Source organism: Nitrospira sp. CMX1, assembly GCF_054902215.1.
Map to the genome: position 1 here is coordinate 76,754 of NZ_JBUBKD010000010.1, position 18,456 is coordinate 95,209.

The 18,456-nt window shown below is 54.4% G+C and carries 20 protein-coding genes; 8 read left to right on the top strand and 12 right to left on the bottom strand.

What is annotated here, in order from left to right:
- Positions 1-65: 65 nt before the first annotated feature.
- Genes ACYX34_RS01635 through ACYX34_RS01650 form a run of 4 tightly spaced genes read right to left on the bottom strand, consistent with a single transcriptional unit; the run spans position 66 to position 3,095 of the window.
- Positions 66-566 carry a shikimate kinase gene (locus tag ACYX34_RS01635; protein WP_462074809.1) on the bottom strand — a complete coding sequence of 167 codons (501 nt, stop codon included), beginning with the start codon at positions 564-566 and terminating at the stop codon, positions 66-68.
- On the bottom strand, positions 563-1,429 hold the full coding sequence (locus tag ACYX34_RS01640; RefSeq protein WP_462074810.1) for a shikimate dehydrogenase: 867 nt from the start codon (positions 1,427-1,429) through the stop codon (positions 563-565). Before ACYX34_RS01640 ends, ACYX34_RS01635 begins: the two co-directional genes overlap by 4 nt.
- A gap of 32 nt (positions 1,430-1,461) precedes the next feature.
- Entirely contained in the window at positions 1,462-2,223 is a 762-nt protein-coding gene (locus ACYX34_RS01645; protein WP_462074811.1) for an SDR family NAD(P)-dependent oxidoreductase, read from the bottom strand.
- Positions 2,220-3,095, bottom strand: coding sequence for a tRNA (adenine-N1)-methyltransferase (locus ACYX34_RS01650; protein ID WP_462074812.1), 876 nt, complete (start codon positions 3,093-3,095; stop codon positions 2,220-2,222). The genes ACYX34_RS01645 and ACYX34_RS01650 overlap by 4 nt, the downstream gene beginning before the upstream one ends.
- Before the next feature lie 166 nt (positions 3,096-3,261).
- On the opposite strand from ACYX34_RS01650, the gene ACYX34_RS01655 reads away from it, so the two are divergent.
- The 7 genes from ACYX34_RS01655 to ACYX34_RS01685 all read left to right on the top strand — a co-directional run bounded on the left by ACYX34_RS01655 (position 3,262) and on the right by ACYX34_RS01685 (position 10,170).
- Positions 3,262-4,530, top strand: a complete 1,269-nt coding sequence (locus tag ACYX34_RS01655) for an NfeD family protein (protein WP_462074813.1) — start codon at positions 3,262-3,264, stop codon at positions 4,528-4,530.
- 24 nt (positions 4,531-4,554) lie between these two features.
- Positions 4,555-5,301: a slipin family protein gene (locus tag ACYX34_RS01660; protein ID WP_462074814.1), complete on the top strand. Its 747-nt coding sequence runs from the start codon at positions 4,555-4,557 to the stop codon at positions 5,299-5,301.
- A 262-nt stretch (positions 5,302-5,563) separates the two neighbouring features.
- A complete protein-coding gene (locus ACYX34_RS01665; protein WP_462074815.1) occupies positions 5,564-6,820 on the top strand; it encodes a sigma-70 family RNA polymerase sigma factor in 1,257 nt (418 codons plus the stop codon).
- Between the two features lie 198 nt (positions 6,821-7,018).
- A complete protein-coding gene (gene lipB / locus ACYX34_RS01670) occupies positions 7,019-7,732 on the top strand; it encodes a lipoyl(octanoyl) transferase LipB (protein WP_462074816.1) in 714 nt (237 codons plus the stop codon).
- Between the two features lie 45 nt (positions 7,733-7,777).
- Positions 7,778-9,028, top strand: coding sequence for a Glu/Leu/Phe/Val family dehydrogenase (locus ACYX34_RS01675; protein ID WP_462074817.1), 1,251 nt, complete (start codon positions 7,778-7,780; stop codon positions 9,026-9,028).
- A gap of 115 nt (positions 9,029-9,143) precedes the next feature.
- Entirely contained in the window at positions 9,144-9,440 is a 297-nt protein-coding gene (locus ACYX34_RS01680) for a hypothetical protein (RefSeq protein WP_462074818.1), read from the top strand.
- 193 nt (positions 9,441-9,633) lie between these two features.
- Entirely contained in the window at positions 9,634-10,170 is a 537-nt protein-coding gene (locus tag ACYX34_RS01685; protein ID WP_462074819.1) for a hypothetical protein, read from the top strand.
- A 94-nt stretch (positions 10,171-10,264) separates the two neighbouring features.
- Here the strand turns inward: ACYX34_RS01685 and ACYX34_RS01690 are convergent, their stop codons facing one another.
- From ACYX34_RS01690 to ACYX34_RS01705, 4 genes are all read right to left on the bottom strand, one after another.
- Positions 10,265-11,011: a D-alanyl-D-alanine carboxypeptidase family protein gene (locus ACYX34_RS01690; RefSeq protein WP_462074820.1), complete on the bottom strand. Its 747-nt coding sequence runs from the start codon at positions 11,009-11,011 to the stop codon at positions 10,265-10,267.
- A 197-nt stretch (positions 11,012-11,208) separates the two neighbouring features.
- Positions 11,209-11,397, bottom strand: coding sequence for a hypothetical protein (locus ACYX34_RS01695; RefSeq protein WP_462074821.1), 189 nt, complete (start codon positions 11,395-11,397; stop codon positions 11,209-11,211).
- A gap of 290 nt (positions 11,398-11,687) precedes the next feature.
- Positions 11,688-11,894: a hypothetical protein gene (locus tag ACYX34_RS01700; protein ID WP_462074822.1), complete on the bottom strand. Its 207-nt coding sequence runs from the start codon at positions 11,892-11,894 to the stop codon at positions 11,688-11,690.
- Positions 11,895-11,999: 105 nt separating this feature from the next.
- Positions 12,000-13,178 carry an FG-GAP repeat domain-containing protein gene (locus tag ACYX34_RS01705; RefSeq protein ID WP_462074823.1) on the bottom strand — a complete coding sequence of 393 codons (1,179 nt, stop codon included), beginning with the start codon at positions 13,176-13,178 and terminating at the stop codon, positions 12,000-12,002.
- Between the two features lie 530 nt (positions 13,179-13,708).
- On the opposite strand from ACYX34_RS01705, the gene ACYX34_RS01710 reads away from it, so the two are divergent.
- The gene (locus ACYX34_RS01710) at positions 13,709-14,029 is read left to right on the top strand and encodes a hypothetical protein (protein WP_462074824.1); all 321 of its coding nucleotides are present in this window, start codon (positions 13,709-13,711) and stop codon (positions 14,027-14,029) included.
- A gap of 384 nt (positions 14,030-14,413) precedes the next feature.
- On the opposite strand, the gene ACYX34_RS01715 is transcribed toward ACYX34_RS01710, so the two are convergent.
- From ACYX34_RS01715 to ACYX34_RS01730, 4 genes are read right to left on the bottom strand one after another with little or no spacing between them, the layout of a single operon-like run.
- A complete protein-coding gene (locus ACYX34_RS01715) occupies positions 14,414-15,409 on the bottom strand; it encodes a PCP reductase family protein (RefSeq protein ID WP_462074825.1) in 996 nt (331 codons plus the stop codon).
- Positions 15,410-15,440: 31 nt separating this feature from the next.
- A complete protein-coding gene (locus ACYX34_RS01720) occupies positions 15,441-15,719 on the bottom strand; it encodes an HU family DNA-binding protein (RefSeq protein WP_086416651.1) in 279 nt (92 codons plus the stop codon).
- A gap of 46 nt (positions 15,720-15,765) precedes the next feature.
- A complete protein-coding gene (sppA, locus tag ACYX34_RS01725; RefSeq protein WP_462074826.1) occupies positions 15,766-16,668 on the bottom strand; it encodes a signal peptide peptidase SppA in 903 nt (300 codons plus the stop codon).
- Between the two features lie 29 nt (positions 16,669-16,697).
- Complete coding sequence (locus tag ACYX34_RS01730; protein WP_462074827.1) at positions 16,698-18,413, bottom strand: 30S ribosomal protein S1; 1,716 nt, start codon at positions 18,411-18,413, stop codon at positions 16,698-16,700.
- Between the last annotated feature and the right edge of the window lie 43 nt (positions 18,414-18,456).

Here is an 18,456-nt window from a genome sequence, read left to right on the forward strand (position 1 = left end):
ACCAGACTCAACATGAATCATGTTCGGGCAAGGCTTGTCAAGGTTGAGCGACGTAGATAGAACAGCTACATACTCGCCAGAATTTCATCGGCAACCTGAGTAACAGACTTTCCCTCCGTCTCAATCACATGATCAGCCGCTGCTTGATACTTCGGAGTACGCTCCCGCAGCACCTCTTGAATCTCATCCACAAACGACTTGGTGCCGGTCAGCGAGGGCCGTTGCGTGTCGGACCCGATTCGGGTGGCAATGGTCGCAACGGAGGCGGTCAGCCAGAACAGCGTCCCAGTGCGCTTCAACACTTCGACATTTTGGGGCCTAAGGATGGCTCCCCCGCCGGTATCGAGCACCAACCCGTCCTTCCCGGCCAGATCCTGGCAAATTTTGCTTTCCAGATCACGAAAGAACTCCCACCCATGTTGTTCAACGATCTGAGGAATGGTTTGTCCCGCCGACTTTACAATCTCGGCATCGGTGGAGAGCAATTCGCGACCGAGGCGGGTCGCCACAATTTTCCCGACCGTGCTCTTCCCCGTACCACGATAACCGATCAGCACCACGTTCATTGGAAATGCGACTCCAAGACCGCGCGCATCACGGCAACCGGCGCGGATTGATTGGTCCAGAGCTCAAATTGCGTGACGGCCTGATTGAGAAACATTTCCAAGCCGGGAATCGTCTTGCACCCGACGCGCTTGGCATCTTTGAGCAACTGCGTCTCCCGTGGGTTATAGACGATGTCCATAACAGCTAGTCCTTGATGGAGGAGCGATGCAGGGACACAGGTCGCCTCGGCGTTGGGAGACATACCGACCGGGGTACAATGAATCAGGACATGCGAGTCTGGAAGCACCTGGCGAAGAGCGGCCTCATCTAAAGGAGAATCTTCTACCGTGACTGCCCCCACAGACCGAACATCTTGAGCCAAGCGAGTTCGCTCCAAATCCTCAATGCCTAATAACGTCAATTTCTCCACGCCGGACTCAGCAGCCAGCGCAACAGCGATCGCTCTCGCGGCCCCTCCGGATCCAAGCACCACGACGCGTCGCCCCTTCAGCTCGACTCCACCTTCACGTAACGCCCGCAATGCACCAGTCGCATCGGTGTTGTATCCGGTCAGCTCGCCATTTTCAGCGACAATGGTATTGATCGCTCCAATCCGCTTCGCCGTGGGCTCCACCCGGTCAAGGAACTGTATCGCAGCCACCTTGTGCGGGATCGTCACACTCGCCCCTCGGAAGTTGCCCAGGGCCCGAAGCCCTTTGACGGCATCGCCGATGGCCTCCACCTGCCACGCAAGATAGACGAAATTGAGCCCTACTGTTCTAAACGCCGCATTGTGAATGGCCGGCGAGAGCGAGTGGCCAACCGGCTTGCCGATCACCCCGCAGAATTGTGTCTTTGTATCGATTTCCATTATGCGATCCACGTGAGTGCCTTCCCCATTACTCCATGCAATCATTAACTCTTGTTGACAGTCATGCCCCCGTCAATGGGGAAGGTTCCCCCGGTCACCCACGCCGCCTCATCCGACGCGAGATAGAGCACCATATTCGCCACTTCTTCAGGCGTCCCAACCCGTCGAATCGCATACTGCGCCAGAATGGGTTGCAACCGATCCGGGTCGGCCATCAAGGAGGCCGCCATCGGTGTATGAATAAGACCGGGATTCACGACATTGCACCGGATACCCTCCTTCGCGTACTCGATCGCCAGGGCACGCGTCAACGCGTCGAGCGCACCTTTGGATGCCGTATAGGCGGCCAGCCCGAAGAGCCCAACGAGACTGGCAATGGACGAAATATTCACGATCGCGCCTCGTCCTTGCCTCTGCATAGAGGGAAGGACGGCTCGCGTCATGCGAAACACTCCGGTGATATTGATGTCCAACACCTTCGCCCAGGTTGCATCGTCGGTTTCATGGAGTCGTTTCCCAAAATCTCCGATTCCTGCGTTGTTGACGAGTACATCAATCCGCCCAAAACTATCGAGGGTTCGCTTGACCACGTCCAGCACATGCATCTCATCTGTCACGGAGCCGGCAACCCCGAGTACCTTGCCCTTGTTCAATCGGATCACGCTGGCGACACGATCTAACTCCTGCTGCCGACGTCCTGTGATGACGATCGAGGCGCCCTCGTCGGCAAACCGTTTTGCGATGGCTTCACCGATCCCGGCATTTCCTCCGGTCACGACGGCCACCTTGCCTTCCATCCTGTTCATGACTCCTGCTCCTCTTCCATTTCGTCAGAAGTATCCTCTGACGCTTCGACGGTGGGCCTCAATTTGTTCATCATTGGACCCAACAAGCCCGGCTCCACCTTGCGCGCCACGGTGATGAATCCCGAATGGGCAACCATTCGATGATCCGGCCTCACACTCCGACCTTGGATCGACCAGGTCCGCAGCAGCGTCTCAAAGGTTTCAATCATCCCGAACACAGTCGCCCGTTCAAGCGCTTCGACGGTTTGCATCACTTGCGGAATCGTTGGAACAAAACTCAGATAGATGCCGCCTGACCGAAGGGCGTTGGCGGCATGCGGAATCACCTGCCAGGGTTCCGGAAGATCAAGCACGACTCGATCAAACGGCACCTGATCGTCCAGGAGGTCGATGCCCTCATACGCGCTCTTCCGGAAACAGCGCAAATTCGCAGGGTTCATATAGCGAGTAATATTGGTCTGCGCCGTCTGGGAAAAGTCTTCCCTGATTTCATAGGTCACGACCAAACCGCTTGGCCCCACCGCGCGCAAGAGCGCCATGGTCATGGCTCCTGACCCAGTCCCCGCCTCGAAGACTCGCGCCCCGGGATAGACGTCCGCCCACATCGGAATGATCGCCAGATCCTTGGGATAGAGGACCTGAGCCCCACGAGGCATTTTGAGCACATAGTCACCGAAGGTCGGCTTGAGCGCCACCATCTTCTTCCCGCCGGAGAGCGTCACGATGGACCCGTCCGGACGGCCGATGAGCGCATCATGGGCGATCCGTTGTCCGCTGAATTGGTACGTTTCTCCTGCCTTCAAAGTGAGGGCATACTGCCGTCTTTTTTGATCGACAAGATGGATACGGTCGCCACTGGCAAGCTGAGACATGGCGCGCATTCTAGGAGGTTCCTTCCTCGGTTTGCAACCGATGGCCCTTCCTTGACAGGGTACTGAGGGGCTCGTAAGATCTTCTTATCCTTAGATACTTCCGACAATGCTTCTTCAGAGTCGGCACAGGAGCTGTTCACATCGGCATGGCCTCACAACAGCGATTGTGAGCCTCGGAGTAGCCTTCTGCCTGATTCTCCCTCTGGGTCCTGCTCATGGCGCGGAGATCGTGGTGGCAACCTATGAAGGGGTTATTAACCCTGTCGCGGCGGAATATCTGCACGATGCCCTCACATTCGCACAGTCGTCTGGTGCCCAGGCCCTCGTCCTGAAACTGGACACACCAGGAGGGTTAGACACCTCCATGCGCCTGATGATCAAAGAGATGACCGCCTCCACCACTCCCGTCATCGTCTTCATTGCGCCTTCTGGAGGCCGTGCCGCCTCTGCCGGCGTCTTTCTCACGATGGCTGCCCATGTGGCCGCCATGGCGCCCGGAACGAACATCGGAGCGGCCCACCCGGTGGCCATGGGCGGCAGTGAGATGGATAGCACGATGAAGGAGAAAGTCGAGAACGACGCCGTGGCCTATATCAAGAGTATTGCAGACCAACATGGTCGCAACGTCTCCTGGGCTGAAGAGGCAGTTCGAAAGAGTGTCTCTGTCACGGAGCAAGAAGCCATCAAGCTCAAGATCATCGACATCGTGGCTGAGAACATGCCTGCGCTATTGAAACAATTGAACGGCCGAAAGGTCAGTCTTCCCAACGGTCCGATCACGCTCGCCACCGATGCCGCGACGCTTCACGACTTTCCCATGGGGACACGCCTCGAATGGCTCAAGATCCTGAGTGATCCCAACATCGCCTATCTTCTGATGTCGATCGGGACAATCGGGATCATGGCCGAACTCTATAGTCCCGGAGCGATCCTCCCTGGAATTATCGGCGCTATCAGTTTGATTCTGGCGTTCTATTCACTCCAGTCGCTTCCCGTAAACTATGCCGGGGCCCTGCTGGTCATCCTCGGCGCCGTCTTCCTATTACTAGAGATTTCGATCACCAGCTATGGGCTGCTGGCATTGGGTGGCTTGGCCGCGATGACCTTGGGCGGCCTCCTGCTCATCAAGGGTGATGCGCCCTACCTCCAAGTGTCCTTGTCATTTTTATTGCCGACGGTCCTGACCCTCGGCGGCTTCATCGGAGTCATAGCGTGGATGGCCGTAAAGAGTGGTCGCGGCAAACCGGTCACCGGAACAGAGGGCATGATCGGCTCGCTCGCCATCGCCAAGACAGACTTGAACCCACATGGTCAAATCACGGTCCACGGTGAAATTTGGGATGCGATCAGTCAACGTCCGATTCGACAAGGGGAGACGGCTGAGGTGGTGTCGGTCGAGGGACTGACGGTGACCGTGGCCCCGCCTCACCGATAACCGCTCCCAAGATAAGGAGTTGCGATGTCACTGCTGCTGCCGTTCGTCTTATTAGGCCTTCTGCTCTACGCAAGTTTTAAACGCGTCATGGAATATGAACGGCTCGTGGTGTTTGTTCTCGGCAAGTTCCACACGGTCAAAGGCCCCGGAATCAGATTGGTGATTCCGGGACTGCAGCAAATGGTCCGAGTCAATCTCCAAACCGTCACCATGGAAGTCCCCTCGCAGGATGTGATCACGCGCGACAATATCTCGGTGAAGGTCAACGCCGTCATTTTTCTTAGAGTCGTAGATCCGCAACGCGCCGTCCTGGCCGTTCAGGACTACCTGTACTCCACCTCACAAGTCGCTCAAACCACTTTGCGTAGCGTGCTAGGGCAGAGCCAATTCGATGACTTACTGTCGAAGCGTGACGACATCAACGCCGAACTGCAGCGCATCATCGATCAGCAGACTGAACCATGGGGTGTGAAAGTCGCCGCCGTTGAGGTGAAGAATGTCGATATCCCACAGGACATGCAACGGGCCATTGCCAGACAGGCCGAGGCCGAACGGGAACGCCGTGCCAAAATCATCCATGCGGAAGGAGAGTTTCAAGCTGCACAGAAACTCGCTGAAGCCGCCAACGTAATCGGACAGAACCCTGCTGCCCTTCAACTCCGTTATCTTCAAACGCTCGTGGAAATCGCAGCCGAGAAAAACTCCACGACGATCTTTCCGATCCCCATCGATACCCTGGCCCCGTTCATTAAAGGTCTCTTATCAAAATAGTGTGGCGTATTGGTACGGAACTGATGCGAATTCCACATAGATGCCGCATTCTTGCGACAGTCGCCTCTGATTCTTCTCATTAACCTACGCTAATCTTTTCGATTTATCGGGCTGATCCCCAGACTCATTTCTCATATTTCATCCAGCATCCCTTTTGCTTCTTTGAGCCACTGCATACAAACATACATGGGTGAATCTTCTCAGCTGAACCGGGCTCCAACTATTACAAGACGATGTTCAACCTCATAGGAAGGGTGACACCATGAAAGAGGAATTGCGAGTCGAAGAAGAGATAGACGTGCAACAGAAGCTGGCCTCTGACGTCGATGCCGATGACGCCAGAGCAAGCGGAATGCTGGGTCGAATCGGTCGCGGCGAGGGTGAGGGGTCCGGGCCGAAGGGAAAATCCCGACCGGCCATGCGGACGAGCCAGGCAGCCAGTCCATTTCTTCTAGAGTCGTTATACTTTCGCTCGTTCGGCGCGCGGGGACTCCTGTCGCGTGAGGAAGAAATCCTGATCGCCAAGCGGGTGGATCAGGGAACCAGACGCATTCGAGCCGCTTTGCGGCAAGCCATCAGAACGTTGCTCAAGGTTCGACGGATCCCGGCTTGTGAGGAAAATGCAAGCGTGCTCCAATCGGTTCGACGATTAAGTGGCCTGTCTGCCACAGCCTTAGACAATGCGGAGAAAGCCTTGAATGCCGTTCTACATCCGTCTGATCCTACTCTTCATCCCACGGCCTCCGTTGCGAAGCCATTACAGGCCATGCTCGATGAAATACGCGCTGCGCGAATGATCCTGGAACAGGGCAAGGATGAACTTGTGCGGTGCAATCTTCGGTTGGTCGTCGACGTCGCCAAACATTACACGGGTCGTGGGTTGACCTTGCTGGACCTTGTACAAGAAGGCAACATCGGGTTGATGAAAGCAGCGGAACGGTACCAATACCGAAAAGGGTTCAAGTTCAGTACCTACGCGACCTGGTGGATCCGCCAAGGTATCACTCGGTCGCTTGCAGACCAATCTCGAACGATCCGTGTTCCGGTTCATCAAACCGAAGCCTCGCACCGTATTCTTCGGGTGATGCGGAGGCTCTGCCAGCAATTGGGACGACCGGCACGCTTGGAAGAGGTCGCTCACGTGCTGCGCATGCGGCCTGAACGACTTCGGGAGACGGTACAGGCCTTCCAGGAACCGATGGCTTTGGAGACGCCGATCGGCGATGGCGATACCCAGTTCGGTGACATGATTCCGGATCACCAAGCCGTCCCACCCGATGCCAATGTCCACCGGAGTGAACTGACGGAACAGCTCGATCGTATCTTAGGCACACTCACCCCTCGTGAGCAGACAGTGATCAGGCTGCGTTTCGGCATCGGGTATGACGAAGGGAGTACCCTTGAGCAGGTCGGGCAAAGTCTATCCGTCACACGAGAGCGCATCCGCCAGATTGAGGCGAAAGCCTTAAAGAAACTGAAGACCCCTGCGATTAAGGAACTGTTCGCAGCGATCAGGTAGGCTCTTGACTGTGTAGGGTTTCAAGAACGGTTCGATTCAAGACGCACCATGACTTCCCTCCGCATGGTGAGTTATGCCAGAATAACTCACCATGCGGAGTCCCGGACACTCACCCTCCTACTGGTACTACCTGACAGTGGCATCTGAGGGATGTGACTGTCTTTCAAACACGAACTGGTTCTTCGGATCTGCCATCCTATGATCCACACCACTCCTGAGGCGACCTCCTTGGCGAGCGGTCGTCAGACACAGGAAAGAACCGTTCGTGTCTTCTCAGAACCAGTCCCCTATCTCGCAGGCTGGGACCTGCAATGTCGCTTGCATGAGGAGCGGCTCCTCGGACTCCAACCTGATACCGTTCTCATCCTTGAACATCAGCCAGTCTATACATTAGGGAGAAGGACCCGAGTCGGTGATTGGGGTGGAGATGAAGGAACATTATGTCAAACTGGCGCTGAGCTGCACCGAGTGAATCGTGGCGGATCCGTGACATTCCACGGTCCTGGGCAAGTTGTGGCCTACCCTATTCTCAAGGTCGATCGCTATGCGACAGGGCCGAGGCAGCTTGTCCGACTGTTCGAAGACGTTGTTATTCGAGTGCTCAGTTCCTGGAATATCACCGGTAATCGTCTCGAGGGCAAGCCGGGTGTTTGGGTGATGACTCCGGAACCCCAGAAGATTGCGTTCATCGGAATACGAATCGAACGTGGGGTCACGTTGCATGGCCTGGCCGTCAACGTCGATCTCGACCTGACTCCATTTCACCGAATCCATCCCTGTGGACTGAATGACTGTCTGGTCACCTCAATGACAGCACTATGTCACACCCCAATCTCGGTTGCTGCCGTCAAGCAGGTACTGGCTCAGACCTTTACAGAAGTGTTTTCTCTTTCTGAAACCAAGGCGGAATGATACACCGGTCTACGAGCGCGGAGGGATTGCCCGCAAAGGAGGCACATGCAGGAGCTTGATACACCAACGTTCCGTCTAGCGGTGGCGCAGTTCGATCAAGCCGCGGAGGCCATGGGGCTTGATACGAACCTCCGTGAACGACTGAAACTCCCTCAACGCTCCCTCGTTGTCAGTCTCCCAGTGCGCATGGACGATGGACGTGTCGAGGTCTTCACCGGCTACCGCGTTCAACATGATTCCTCACGAGGGCCTTCGAAAGGAGGCGTGCGTTACCATCCGGATGTGAGTCTCGGCGAAGTGGCCGCCCTGGCCATGTGGATGACATGGAAATGTGCGCTCGCCGGTCTTCCCTATGGTGGGGCAAAAGGCGGGGTGCAAGTGGCTCCACGGAGCCTCTCACCCGGCGAACTTCAACGGTTGACGAGACGTTATGCCGCAGAAATTTTTCCACTGATTGGGCCGGATAAGGACGTCCCGGCTCCGGATGTCGGCACCGATGCGCAGATCATGGCCTGGATGATGGATACCTATAGCCAGCAGGTCGGCTACGCGGTTCCAGGAGTCGTGACCGGCAAACCACTCTCTATTGGTGGCAGCCTTGGTCGTGAGGAAGCCACCGGCCGAGGAGTGGTGTATGTCACACTGGAGGCCTTACGCCATCTAAAGCTGTCGGTCGAGGCCGCAACTGTGGTCGTGCAAGGGTTTGGTAATGTCGGTTCGCACACGGCGCGCATCGTGCGAGAACAGGGGGCACGTGTGGTAGCCGTGAGCGATGTCTCAGGTGGAATCTATAATCCAAAGGGATTGGACATCGCACAGTTGATACGGCGCGACCCCGGTCAACCACTGCATCAGACCAAGCTCGGGGACGCCATCACAAACGAGGAATTGCTACAACTGGAATGTACCGTGCTGATTCCAGCCGCCCTGTCTGAACAAATCACGGGGAAGAATGCCGATCGCCTGAAGTGCCGTATCCTTTCCGAAGGCGCAAACGGTCCGACGACGCTGGAGGCCGACCGTATCCTGGCCGACAAGGGGATCTTTGTGATCCCGGATATTCTTGCCAATTCGGGCGGCGTCATCGTCTCGTACTTTGAGTGGGTGCAGGACCTCCAGCGCTTTTTCTGGAGCGCCGCCGATATTCAAAACCGCCTGCAAAATATCATTACCTCTGCCTTTCACCGCACCCTGCGGTTCTCCAGCGAACGTCACGTTTCGATGAGGATGGCAGCGCTCATGAGCGGAATTGACCAGGTCGCCCAAGCACATCTCCAACGGGGGCTCTACCCCTGAGTCACTCAACTGGTGGGGACATGCCTTTTCCTCTCCTCACGTGAGGGTTGCTCCCCAGCCTCACTGTGCGTTAGGGTGTGGACCTACGGTGAGCTGATCGACCAAGGAGCCGCTCATGGATCGTGACATGATTGTCACTGCGTGGGAGCACCATTGCGCCGATGGCTGGCCCCAGTTTTCAAGCCCACATCAAGGGCCATTGATGACCATCGACACCGTAATCGGTGGTTGTGTTGTCTTCTATCTCGACAGTCCTGATGGTCTCGATGATCAACGACGTGCCATTCTCAAGGACTGCTTGCATGATTTGGAAGACTTGACCGACGAGATCGATCTTGAGTGCCGACCCTACTTTCTCCGACTTGGACGCCTTGGAAGTATGTTGCTGGACACAAAACCACCTCTAGCTTGACCCACAGCGCCAGTAGGATGCCCCCCCTATCAATTGAGTAGAGACTTCGCACTGTACCTTGAGGCTTTCTTGCAGGTCCGACAGATGATTCGCTACAATTCATCAGAGAGATTTCGCCAATCTATCTTCTGACGACGGTTGACAGTGCATTCAGAATAGACCACCTAATTCCACGATAGAGAGTGATGCCACCATGCACAGGACTCCCCTTCACGTCGCATTCGTCGTACTCATCAGCCTTCTCTCCATTTCCAGCTTCACTTCGGCTGAACCTTATGAATTAAGCGAGCACGACGTCACGGAACCGAAGGCCATTTCCAGCAGCACCGTGTCCCTCTTTGGGGTCAAACTCGGTGATCCAGAAAACAAAGCCGTCGAAACCCTTGAGACGCTGGTGAATCGAAAAGCACTTGGCATTAAAGTCGAACAGGAAGCCACGTTCATCTTCCTGCTTGATCAGCGGAAACCAACTGGGCCAATGGCCGGTGTACGGATCCAAGACGGCAAGGTCGACCTACTATTCATCAATAACCGATTTGCCCATCGAACAAGGGGAATCTTCCGCAATGTTCTCAATAGCGAAAGCCCTGATGACATTAGGAAATTACTGGGCAAAGAAGAATACGGCGATGAAAACGTGATGGGAGCCGTCATGGCCTACGACTCGCAGGGTTTCCAAGTAAACTACCTCGGCAAAGACATCAACATCGAGTTTGCCGCCCCACGCTAACTCCCACTGTGCGGTTCGGCTTCCTCCGCTCCAGGCCTAGAGACACCCTTCTTCCTATTCGCGTACAGATTGCCGTCGCCGCCTGTAGAGGCTATTAGATCGGATTGGTGAGACGAAGGCCGTAATCAATCAAACTCTTTGCGGTCGTCCACCGACGATTGGAATTCAGAATAACCAGCAACAGATCGCTGCCGTTTTGTGAAACCTTTGCTATGAGACACCGACCTGCCTTCGAGGTAAAGCCTGTCTTCACGCCTTCCACACCGGGGATTCGACCGAGCAGTCGATTGGTATTGTGCAAGACATAGGCGCGATAGCCACTGACCGGCGTGATGAGCTCCCGTTCGGCTTTGACCAGGTTTCGGAAGGTTGCATTTCGCATGGCCACTTCACTGAGTTTGGCGAGATCTTCGGCCGTTGAGTAGTGATCGGGACTATCGAATCCACATCCGTTACTAAAATGTGTATCTGCCAATCCAAGCGCCGTGGCCTTGGCATTCATTAACGTGACAAATTGTGCTTCGTCACCGCCGACATGCTCGACAGCCGCTAAGCATGCGTCGTTCGCCGAGACCATCATCATGGCCTTCAGCAGATCGCCCAAGCGGAATACCTCACCGACTTTGATCCGCAAATGCGTCTTCGGCGCCCGTGCGGCATTTTTGCTCACGGTTGCCAGTTCATCAAGCCGGGCTTTTTCCAGAATCACCAATGCCGACATGATCTTGGTCAAACTGGCGGGGGAAAGACGCTTCTCAGTGTCATGTTCAAAGAGTACGCGTCCCGATCGTAGTTCTTTGAGAAGAATGCTGTGGGCAGGGATGCGCTTCCAGTGAAGCACGTGAGGAACATAGTTGACGGATCGAACTGCATCCTGAGGGTTATGTGGAGTTCTTGCCGATACTGGGAGCGCGTCAATGGCATTCCATAGGAATGCGTACGCTACCAGGAGAATGACATGGTACAGGTTCCGTCTGCCGTTCCACAGACGATGAAGAGGCCGGATATGATCCGCTGTTACCAAATACCACCGCCTCGCTAGAACATGAAGGATTCCCGAACCTTGCCACCTTTGCTCCCGCTATCGATGACTTTGTGAAAGAAACGAAGAAGGTCGGCCAGATCAATCCAGAATCCACAGTTGAGGCATCGGGCATAGATTCGGCGATTCAGGAGGGTGTAATGGCGTTCGACCATCATAAACCCTCTGCACTTGAGGCATTGCATACACGTCCTGCTCTCTCTAACAAACTGGAGAACAACTACTTCGACCTGCCTGAAATGGGCGACGATAGAGCGCCATCAATCGATTCACGCATACCCTCAAGATGGTCAAAAAGGCCGTCCCGCAAGGCGCCATAGCGAGTGAAGAGGCGAGAAGGTACATACCATACTTTGCTTGACCCGCTTACCCATGATCGACGCAAACGGATCAACACCTTACGTCCCCTCTTCCGCATTGAGCCTCTGTGCGATGCGAGAACACTGCTGATGGACTTTTTCCGCATCCTTCTTAATTATCGAATACGATTCATGATTAATGCGACACAGCCGGCGAGTAGCCCCCCACCGATGAGCGTTGTACCAAAATAGACAAACACATTCGTCCCCCCGGAAGGCTGGGTCCCCTCCCATAAGTCACGAACCCCACCCTGGACCATCAGGACTGAGAGGGTCAGCAGAGCCCCTATCATGAACCACCAGGTGAAGGATCGAAACGCCATTCTTCTGCTCGTAAATCCTGCTCTTTCCAGCTTTTTTAACTCTAGCGAAGGGGGCCTAAGCTGTCAAGAAATAGCCTGGGATCACTCGTGGTTATCCCTTTGGAGTTATCCCTTCGGATCAGACCGTGCAAGGGACTTAAGCCCACGGTGAAGAAAGATAGAGACGCTGCCGCTTCCATTGTCTGCAATAGCAAGTCCCGGCTCTTCTCCTCCTGTCGTGGTGACACGGAACGAGGAGAGCGCAAACGGACCGGACTTTGTTCGATAGTTCCTCGGGGGATAGTGAAAGGTCCCATCACCTTTCCCAAACAGAATCGATAGGTCGCTCGATTGGAGATTCACGATCGCCACATCAACGAGCTGATCGCCATTAAAATCTCGGGCCAGGCCGAAATTGGGGCCGGCATCCGCACCGGCGTCTTTCCCTGGCCGAAACGTCGCATTGCCGTTTCCTAAAAAGGTCGTAAAGCTATCCTTTTCCCCATTGATAACCAGCAGATCGCTATTGTGGTCGTTGTTGAAATCTCCGAAACTCACACCCAAGGGTCGCCGGCCAGTAGGATAGTCCTTGGGATCGCGAAAGGTCCCATCCCCGTTGCCGAGCCAGATCGATACGGCATTGGACATCGGCCCTCCGTTGGTGACGACAAGATCGACCTTGCCATCGCCATTGAGGTCGGACAGAGCCACAGACGTTGGCGTGTCTCCATGTTCATATTGCACACCGTGTTGTAACTCACCCTTCCCATTTCCAAGAAATACCTTGACCTTATCGTTCCGAAGAGCTACGGCCAGATCGACGTGATGATCGCCATTCACATCTTCGGCCGCCAGTGACACTGGACTTCGATGGACGGGATAGCGGGGCCCTTCTTCAAACTTTCCGTTCCCGCGGCCAACCAGGAGGGCCACTTCATCTCCGCCAGAGCAAGCTAGAACGACATCAGCATGTCCGTCCTCATTAAAATCATTCATGGCAAGGGCACGAGGCTCCTGGCAGACATGAAGCTGCGTTTGTGCCTTAAATGTCCCGTCGCCATTGCCGAGTAGGATAGAAACGGTGTTACTTGAAATATTCGTCGTAATGAGATCGGTAAACGAATCGTGATTAAAATCACCGGTGGTAATGGTCGTCGGGTTCTTGCCGACCGGATAACTGGCAAAATAATAAAACGGATCAGGTGGTAGATAGGGCTCTGTCTTGGAACAGGCCAATACACCCGGTCCAAGGAGGAGACCGAACCCCACCATACCGCAGATAAACCTACTCCAATCACATGTCATTTTCGTGCAGAGCGTGTGACGAACATCGTGTCGGACCGTTCAGAACTCCAAGGAGATTGACGATAAGCTATTTCGCCCCTTTAGTTATCAGTGCTCCCAAACTCTCAGAAACAGCACTCCTCGTTCTCTCCTGATCGTCAGCAAGGCTATCGCGTCTCCTCAGCCCACCGGCTTCGTTGCACAGGCCAAGCATCCACAAGGAACCCCTGTTGTGCATCTCTCCTCAACTGGCGATCCACGGCTTCCTGCTCAGGCAGGGAAAAGGTAACGCATACCGATTCCCGTCCTCGTGAAACTGCTCACAGGGATCTGGGACAAGTAGAAGACGCGCTTGCCTTCTCTGCACAACAACCATGAGAGCAAAGGCAGATGAACCGCGGGAAAATCTGTTCACCAACCAGGCACCCGGCCAGAAGACCTAGTATACAGATGCCCTATTCAGACCCGCAATCGACAATGCACCGTCATCAGGGCTTTGAATTTCAGCAGCGGTTTACGTTATGATCCATGGATATTCTTTGGAGGATCTTATGAGCAAGATGGTGAATGTCGATATCACAATGTATGGAATTGCTGAAATTCTGAACTGGTGCCATGATCGAAACAAGGGGCGAGTTCCTGGCGTTGATACAGCTGGCTTTAAGAAAATGCAAGAGTTATTAGCCCAGAAACCTCAATCAGCCGACTATTTCACTCTCGACCAATTCTGGAAAAAGAAGGTCAGCTTGCCCTTGACTGAAGACGAAGTGGCGACGATTGATCGGTGTCTCTACGACATTCCTAATTTGGACAATGAGCCGCTACCTCAAATCCGTCATAAATTCTGGCCCCAGGAAACGGCGGCACACTAAGAGCTTCAGGGTCATCGAGTGAATCAGGGCGCCACTCCTGTGGCGCCTATCCTCAACAATCTGCCCCCTGACTGGATAACGTAGCTGCCGACGCTCCCCTTATTCAGCGGGCTGGTTCATCGAGAGCCTCAAAGATCCTCCTTGTCGGCTATCACTCCCCTCCTGTTCATTCAAGAAAACCATCCGGTACGGATGGAAATCCCAACGACTTAAATACAGGCTCTTCACTGACCTGAAATCTACCATAGGCGAGCGAAGGGGACCCGACAAGCCGTCTTGGGGAAGTTACGGTGAGGAAAATAGGCGCAGCCTATTCTTAGCGGGATACTCAGCATGAAAAGATTGGAAGGCCAAGGAAGGTATCTATTTGAAATATCCCGCAGGCTAGAGAGTACCTTCCCCTTTGAGATATCTCCGAAACCGATCCATGAGCTCAGCTCCCAGCGTGCCTCCCTCAGGCTTCTTGGTTGCGGGATCGGCAAAGTGATTGCGGATCTCCTGAAGACGCTTTTCGGCTTGGTCGTTGCTCTGTAGACGTTTCGTTTTCTTCAGTGCCGTCTCAAAAGCATCAAATGTCAGCTCTTGATAACCGAATGAGCGGATACGTTTCACAGCTTTCATCATCGCCTGGTTTCGAAACGTCGTCAAATGGTCGGAGTCGATCTCCTTCAATCCCAGCCTCCGAGCCCGCCGTTCCGCCGCCTTCCTGATTCCACTCCTGACAAAGTCCGGAGATGTTTGCAGCCGTTTCCATGCCTCATCCGTCCAGCCGATGTTCGCCTGAGGGGTATCCCAGACAGCGCGTAGGGTTGATTCATCGATATGCGTCAGCTGTTTCTCTCTGGCCAGCTCCTCGGTATCCCGCTTGAGCATATCCGTCACGAAGTCTACCGCAATTGGTGGAGACTCCTTGATCTTGTCTTGAAGTAAGGCCAAGGCTCCTTCCGTCCACTCCATCGAAGGCCGGTCCTCTTCACGCGGGTCCCCGAGGGCCTCCACCTTTTCAAATAACTCGACGTTCACTTCAAGATGCCCACGCTCCTTGGCAACCTCCTCCGCAATCTGTTTGATCATAGCCTGCATGAATCCTGGTACGGTGGCCAACCGCTCTTTTGCTGCAGCCGTCCATGGAAGCTGCCCTTTCATCATCTCTTCAGCGACAGCTGCCATCCCAGATTCACCGCCCATTCCTCCCATCATCTGTCCCTTAAACCGATCAAGGATTTCCTCAGTAATTTCCTCATATCCCAGTTCCCGTGCTTTTTTTTCAGCCAACCGACGCACCATGCCACGGAGAAAGATGGGAGCGCGCTCCATGCGCCTCAGCGCGCCGTCGCTCCACCGAATATCGGTTGCTGCAAACTGAGATGAGTCTGACATGGATCTGGGTCCTTGTAAAAACACTGCGTCGTTATTGATTCAGTAACTCTTTGAGCTCTTTGCCGGCCTTAAAAAATGGGACCCGCTTGGCCGGGACTGCAACGGTCTCTCCGGTTTTGGGGTTCCGCCCTTCTTTCATGCGACGAGCTCGTAAACGAAAACTGCCGAACCCTCGAATTTCTGTCTTGTCTCCGTTTTTCAGCGAGTCTCGCACGCAATCAAAGATCGTATTGACGACGACCTCCGCCTGCCTCTTGGTCAATGTAGTCACTTGTTCCGAGACTTTCTCGATGATTTGTGCTTTCGTCATAGGCCCTTCCCTCCGTTCGATGATCACCGCATCGTTGATGACGTCGTTAAAACGCCATCAGATATTTCAGGCTGACACCTGGGTGCATATCCAATTTCGGGAACATCATGCTCAATTTCGAGTCCAGCATTTCACGAAGGGAAAACCGGCGGCGCGGCTCAACGATTTTTGGCTCTCCCTGGATCCCTACCACATCCGCAGCCAGTTGGATGGCATCGTCCAGGTCTCCAAGTTCATCAACGAGCTTCGCGTCTTTGGCCTGACGACCGGTGAAGATCCGCCCATCCGCCAGCGCTTGAGCCGTTCGCAGTTCCAGTGAGCGGCCTTCTGCCACAGCTTCGATAAATTGTCTGTGGACGTCATCCATCACCCCTTGCAGTAAGCCTCTCTCCTCGGAGCTCATCTTGCGAAGCGGAGACCCCACATCCTTAAATTTCCCGCTTTTGATGACAACCCCTTCCACACCGATTTTCTGAAGCAACCCCTCCACATTCGCGGTTTCCATGATGACACCGATACTGCCGGTCAATGTCCCAGGATTTGCCACGATCCGATCCGTCGCGGCAGCAATGTAATAGCCCCCTGACGCCGCCACACTCCCCATCGAAGCAATCACCGCCTTATTGGCCTTATTCCGCACTCGTTTGACCGCATCATGGATTTCCTGCGACGGCACCACCCCGCCCCCTGGCGTATCAATCCGAAGGACGATCGCCTTGATGGAAGGATTTTCGCTGAAACGTTTCAGTTCTCCGACCGTGGTTTGGGAGTCCATGATGACGCCCTCAACACGGATCACGGCGATCCGGTCCTCACTCGACAAGTCAAGGTCGGGATAGAATAGATTCATCAGGACCATCGCACCCACCCCTGCCGCAAAGAGCCAAAAGACTTTGCGAAGCAGATGGCGTTTGGGTGGGCGCACGTCCTGTGTTATATCATCCGCCATAGTACCCACCGGCCAGGTTTAGTGAACGTCTATTCTTGATCGTCAGTTTGTGCCCGCTTTCGGCTCTGCTTCGCCGCACGACCAAGGCTCTGATCAATCACGCCCTGCGACGAGTGGTAATCGTCAACCTGCTTACGTTCCCAGTCAAGTTGATGATCGCGAAGGCTGAGTGCGATCTTGCGCTCTTCCCGATCGACTTTAATTATCTTCGCGGTCACGTCCTCCTGCAACTTAAACTTTTCTTCCAGCTTCTGGGACGAATCAAGGCCGGATTCGCTGACATGGATCAACCCTTCCACGCCGCCGTCCAATTCAACGAAGATGCCGAAGTCCGCGACCTTGGATACTTTACCGGTCACCGAATCACCGACATGATACCGTGCTGGAATCGCCTCATCCCATGGGTCACGTGTCAACTGCTTATATCCGAGTGAGAGTCGTTCCTTCTCCTTGTCGATCCGTAAGACGATCGCCTCGACTTTCTGCGCTTTCTTAAAGAGCTCGGACGGATGCTTGATATGCTTCGTCCAGGACATATCCGAAATATGGATCAGCCCATCGATGCCTTCTTCTAGTCCAACGAAGACTCCAAAATCCGTCAGACTCTTTACTTTTCCTTCGATGCGGGTCCCAATCGGGTACTTGCCCTCGATCATGTCCCAGGGATTCGGAGCGGTTTGTTTCATACCCAAGGAGATCTTCCGGCTTGCCGGATCGACGTTGAGCACGGCGGCTTCCACTTGGTCTCCCACCGCCACCACGCGCGACGGATGTCGAACTTCATGGGTCCAAGACATCTCAGAGACGTGCACCAATCCTTCTACACCTGGTTCAAGTTCGACAAATGCGCCGTAGTCAGTCAAACTGACGACCCGACCACGGACCCTGGTCCCGATAGGATACTTGCCGGCCACGTTCGTCCAGGGATCAGCGCTCTTCTGCTTGAGCCCCAGAGAAATACGTCCGGTCTCCCGATCGTACTTCAATACCGTCACCTCAACTTTGTCACCGACGGTAAACAGCTCCGAAGGATGTCCGACTCTGCCCCACGACATATCGGTAATGTGAAGCAACCCATCGATTCCGCCCAGGTCGATAAATGATCCATAGTCGGTGATGTTCTTCACGGTTCCCTGGATCAACTGACCTTCCTTGAGAGTGGCCAGCGTCGTCTGCCGTTTCTTATCCCGAGTTTCTTCCAACAGCACGCGGCGCGATACGACCACATTCCCTCGTCGATGGTTGATCTTGATGATTTTGAGGGGGAAGGTCTTTCCAACGAGTCCGTCTAAGTCTCGTACCGGATGAAGATCGATCTGCGAGCCCGGCAAGAACGCTTTCACGCCGATGTCGACCATCATACCGCCCTTAATGCGGGATACGATCTTGCCCTCGATACTCTTTTCTTCCTTATACATATTCTCGAGCTCTTCCCAAATCTTCATCTTGTCGGCTTTTTCTTTGGAAAGTACGAGATTGCCGTCAGCATCCTCACATTCTTCAATATAGACTTGGAGCCGGTCTCCGATCTTGAGGTTCGCCAAGTCGTCCGACGAGAATTGATCGCTTGGGATCATCCCTTCCGACTTGTACCCAATATCAACGATGACTTTGTCCTTGGTCAGAGCCACCACCCGACCTTCGGTGATGGTCCCTTCCTCCAGGTTCCGGAAGGTTTCTTCATACAATGCCGCCAAGGCATTGCGGTCTAACTGTTCGTCGCTACTGTTGGATACTGTGCCCATATGAACATCCTACTCTTCCGACTTGCGTCGGGTGCTGATGGTG

Excerpts from the sequence above, each read along its gene's own strand:
- ACYX34_RS01675 (WP_462074817.1), top strand. The coding sequence starts at position 7,778 with ATGCAGGAGCTTGATACACCAACGTTCCGTCTAGCGGTGGCGCAGTTC.
- ACYX34_RS01660 (WP_462074814.1), top strand. The coding sequence starts at position 4,555 with ATGTCACTGCTGCTGCCGTTCGTCTTATTAGGCCTTCTGCTCTACGCA.
- ACYX34_RS01680 (WP_462074818.1), top strand. The coding sequence starts at position 9,144 with ATGGATCGTGACATGATTGTCACTGCGTGGGAGCACCATTGCGCCGAT.
- ACYX34_RS01700 (WP_462074822.1), bottom strand. The coding sequence starts at position 11,894 with ATGGCGTTTCGATCCTTCACCTGGTGGTTCATGATAGGGGCTCTGCTG.
- ACYX34_RS01705 (WP_462074823.1), bottom strand. The coding sequence starts at position 13,178 with ATGACATGTGATTGGAGTAGGTTTATCTGCGGTATGGTGGGGTTCGGT.
- sppA (WP_462074826.1), bottom strand. The coding sequence starts at position 16,668 with ATGGCGGATGATATAACACAGGACGTGCGCCCACCCAAACGCCATCTG.
- ACYX34_RS01730 (WP_462074827.1), bottom strand. The coding sequence starts at position 18,413 with ATGGGCACAGTATCCAACAGTAGCGACGAACAGTTAGACCGCAATGCC.
- ACYX34_RS01665 (WP_462074815.1), top strand. The coding sequence starts at position 5,564 with ATGAAAGAGGAATTGCGAGTCGAAGAAGAGATAGACGTGCAACAGAAG.
- ACYX34_RS01720 (WP_086416651.1), bottom strand. The coding sequence starts at position 15,719 with ATGACGAAAGCACAAATCATCGAGAAAGTCTCGGAACAAGTGACTACA.
- lipB (WP_462074816.1), top strand. The coding sequence starts at position 7,019 with ATGATCCACACCACTCCTGAGGCGACCTCCTTGGCGAGCGGTCGTCAG.
- ACYX34_RS01635 (WP_462074809.1), bottom strand. The coding sequence starts at position 566 with ATGAACGTGGTGCTGATCGGTTATCGTGGTACGGGGAAGAGCACGGTC.
- ACYX34_RS01645 (WP_462074811.1), bottom strand. The coding sequence starts at position 2,223 with ATGAACAGGATGGAAGGCAAGGTGGCCGTCGTGACCGGAGGAAATGCC.
- ACYX34_RS01685 (WP_462074819.1), top strand. The coding sequence starts at position 9,634 with ATGCACAGGACTCCCCTTCACGTCGCATTCGTCGTACTCATCAGCCTT.
- ACYX34_RS01695 (WP_462074821.1), bottom strand. The coding sequence starts at position 11,397 with ATGCAATGCCTCAAGTGCAGAGGGTTTATGATGGTCGAACGCCATTAC.
- ACYX34_RS01715 (WP_462074825.1), bottom strand. The coding sequence starts at position 15,409 with ATGTCAGACTCATCTCAGTTTGCAGCAACCGATATTCGGTGGAGCGAC.
- ACYX34_RS01650 (WP_462074812.1), bottom strand. The coding sequence starts at position 3,095 with ATGTCTCAGCTTGCCAGTGGCGACCGTATCCATCTTGTCGATCAAAAA.
- ACYX34_RS01710 (WP_462074824.1), top strand. The coding sequence starts at position 13,709 with ATGAGCAAGATGGTGAATGTCGATATCACAATGTATGGAATTGCTGAA.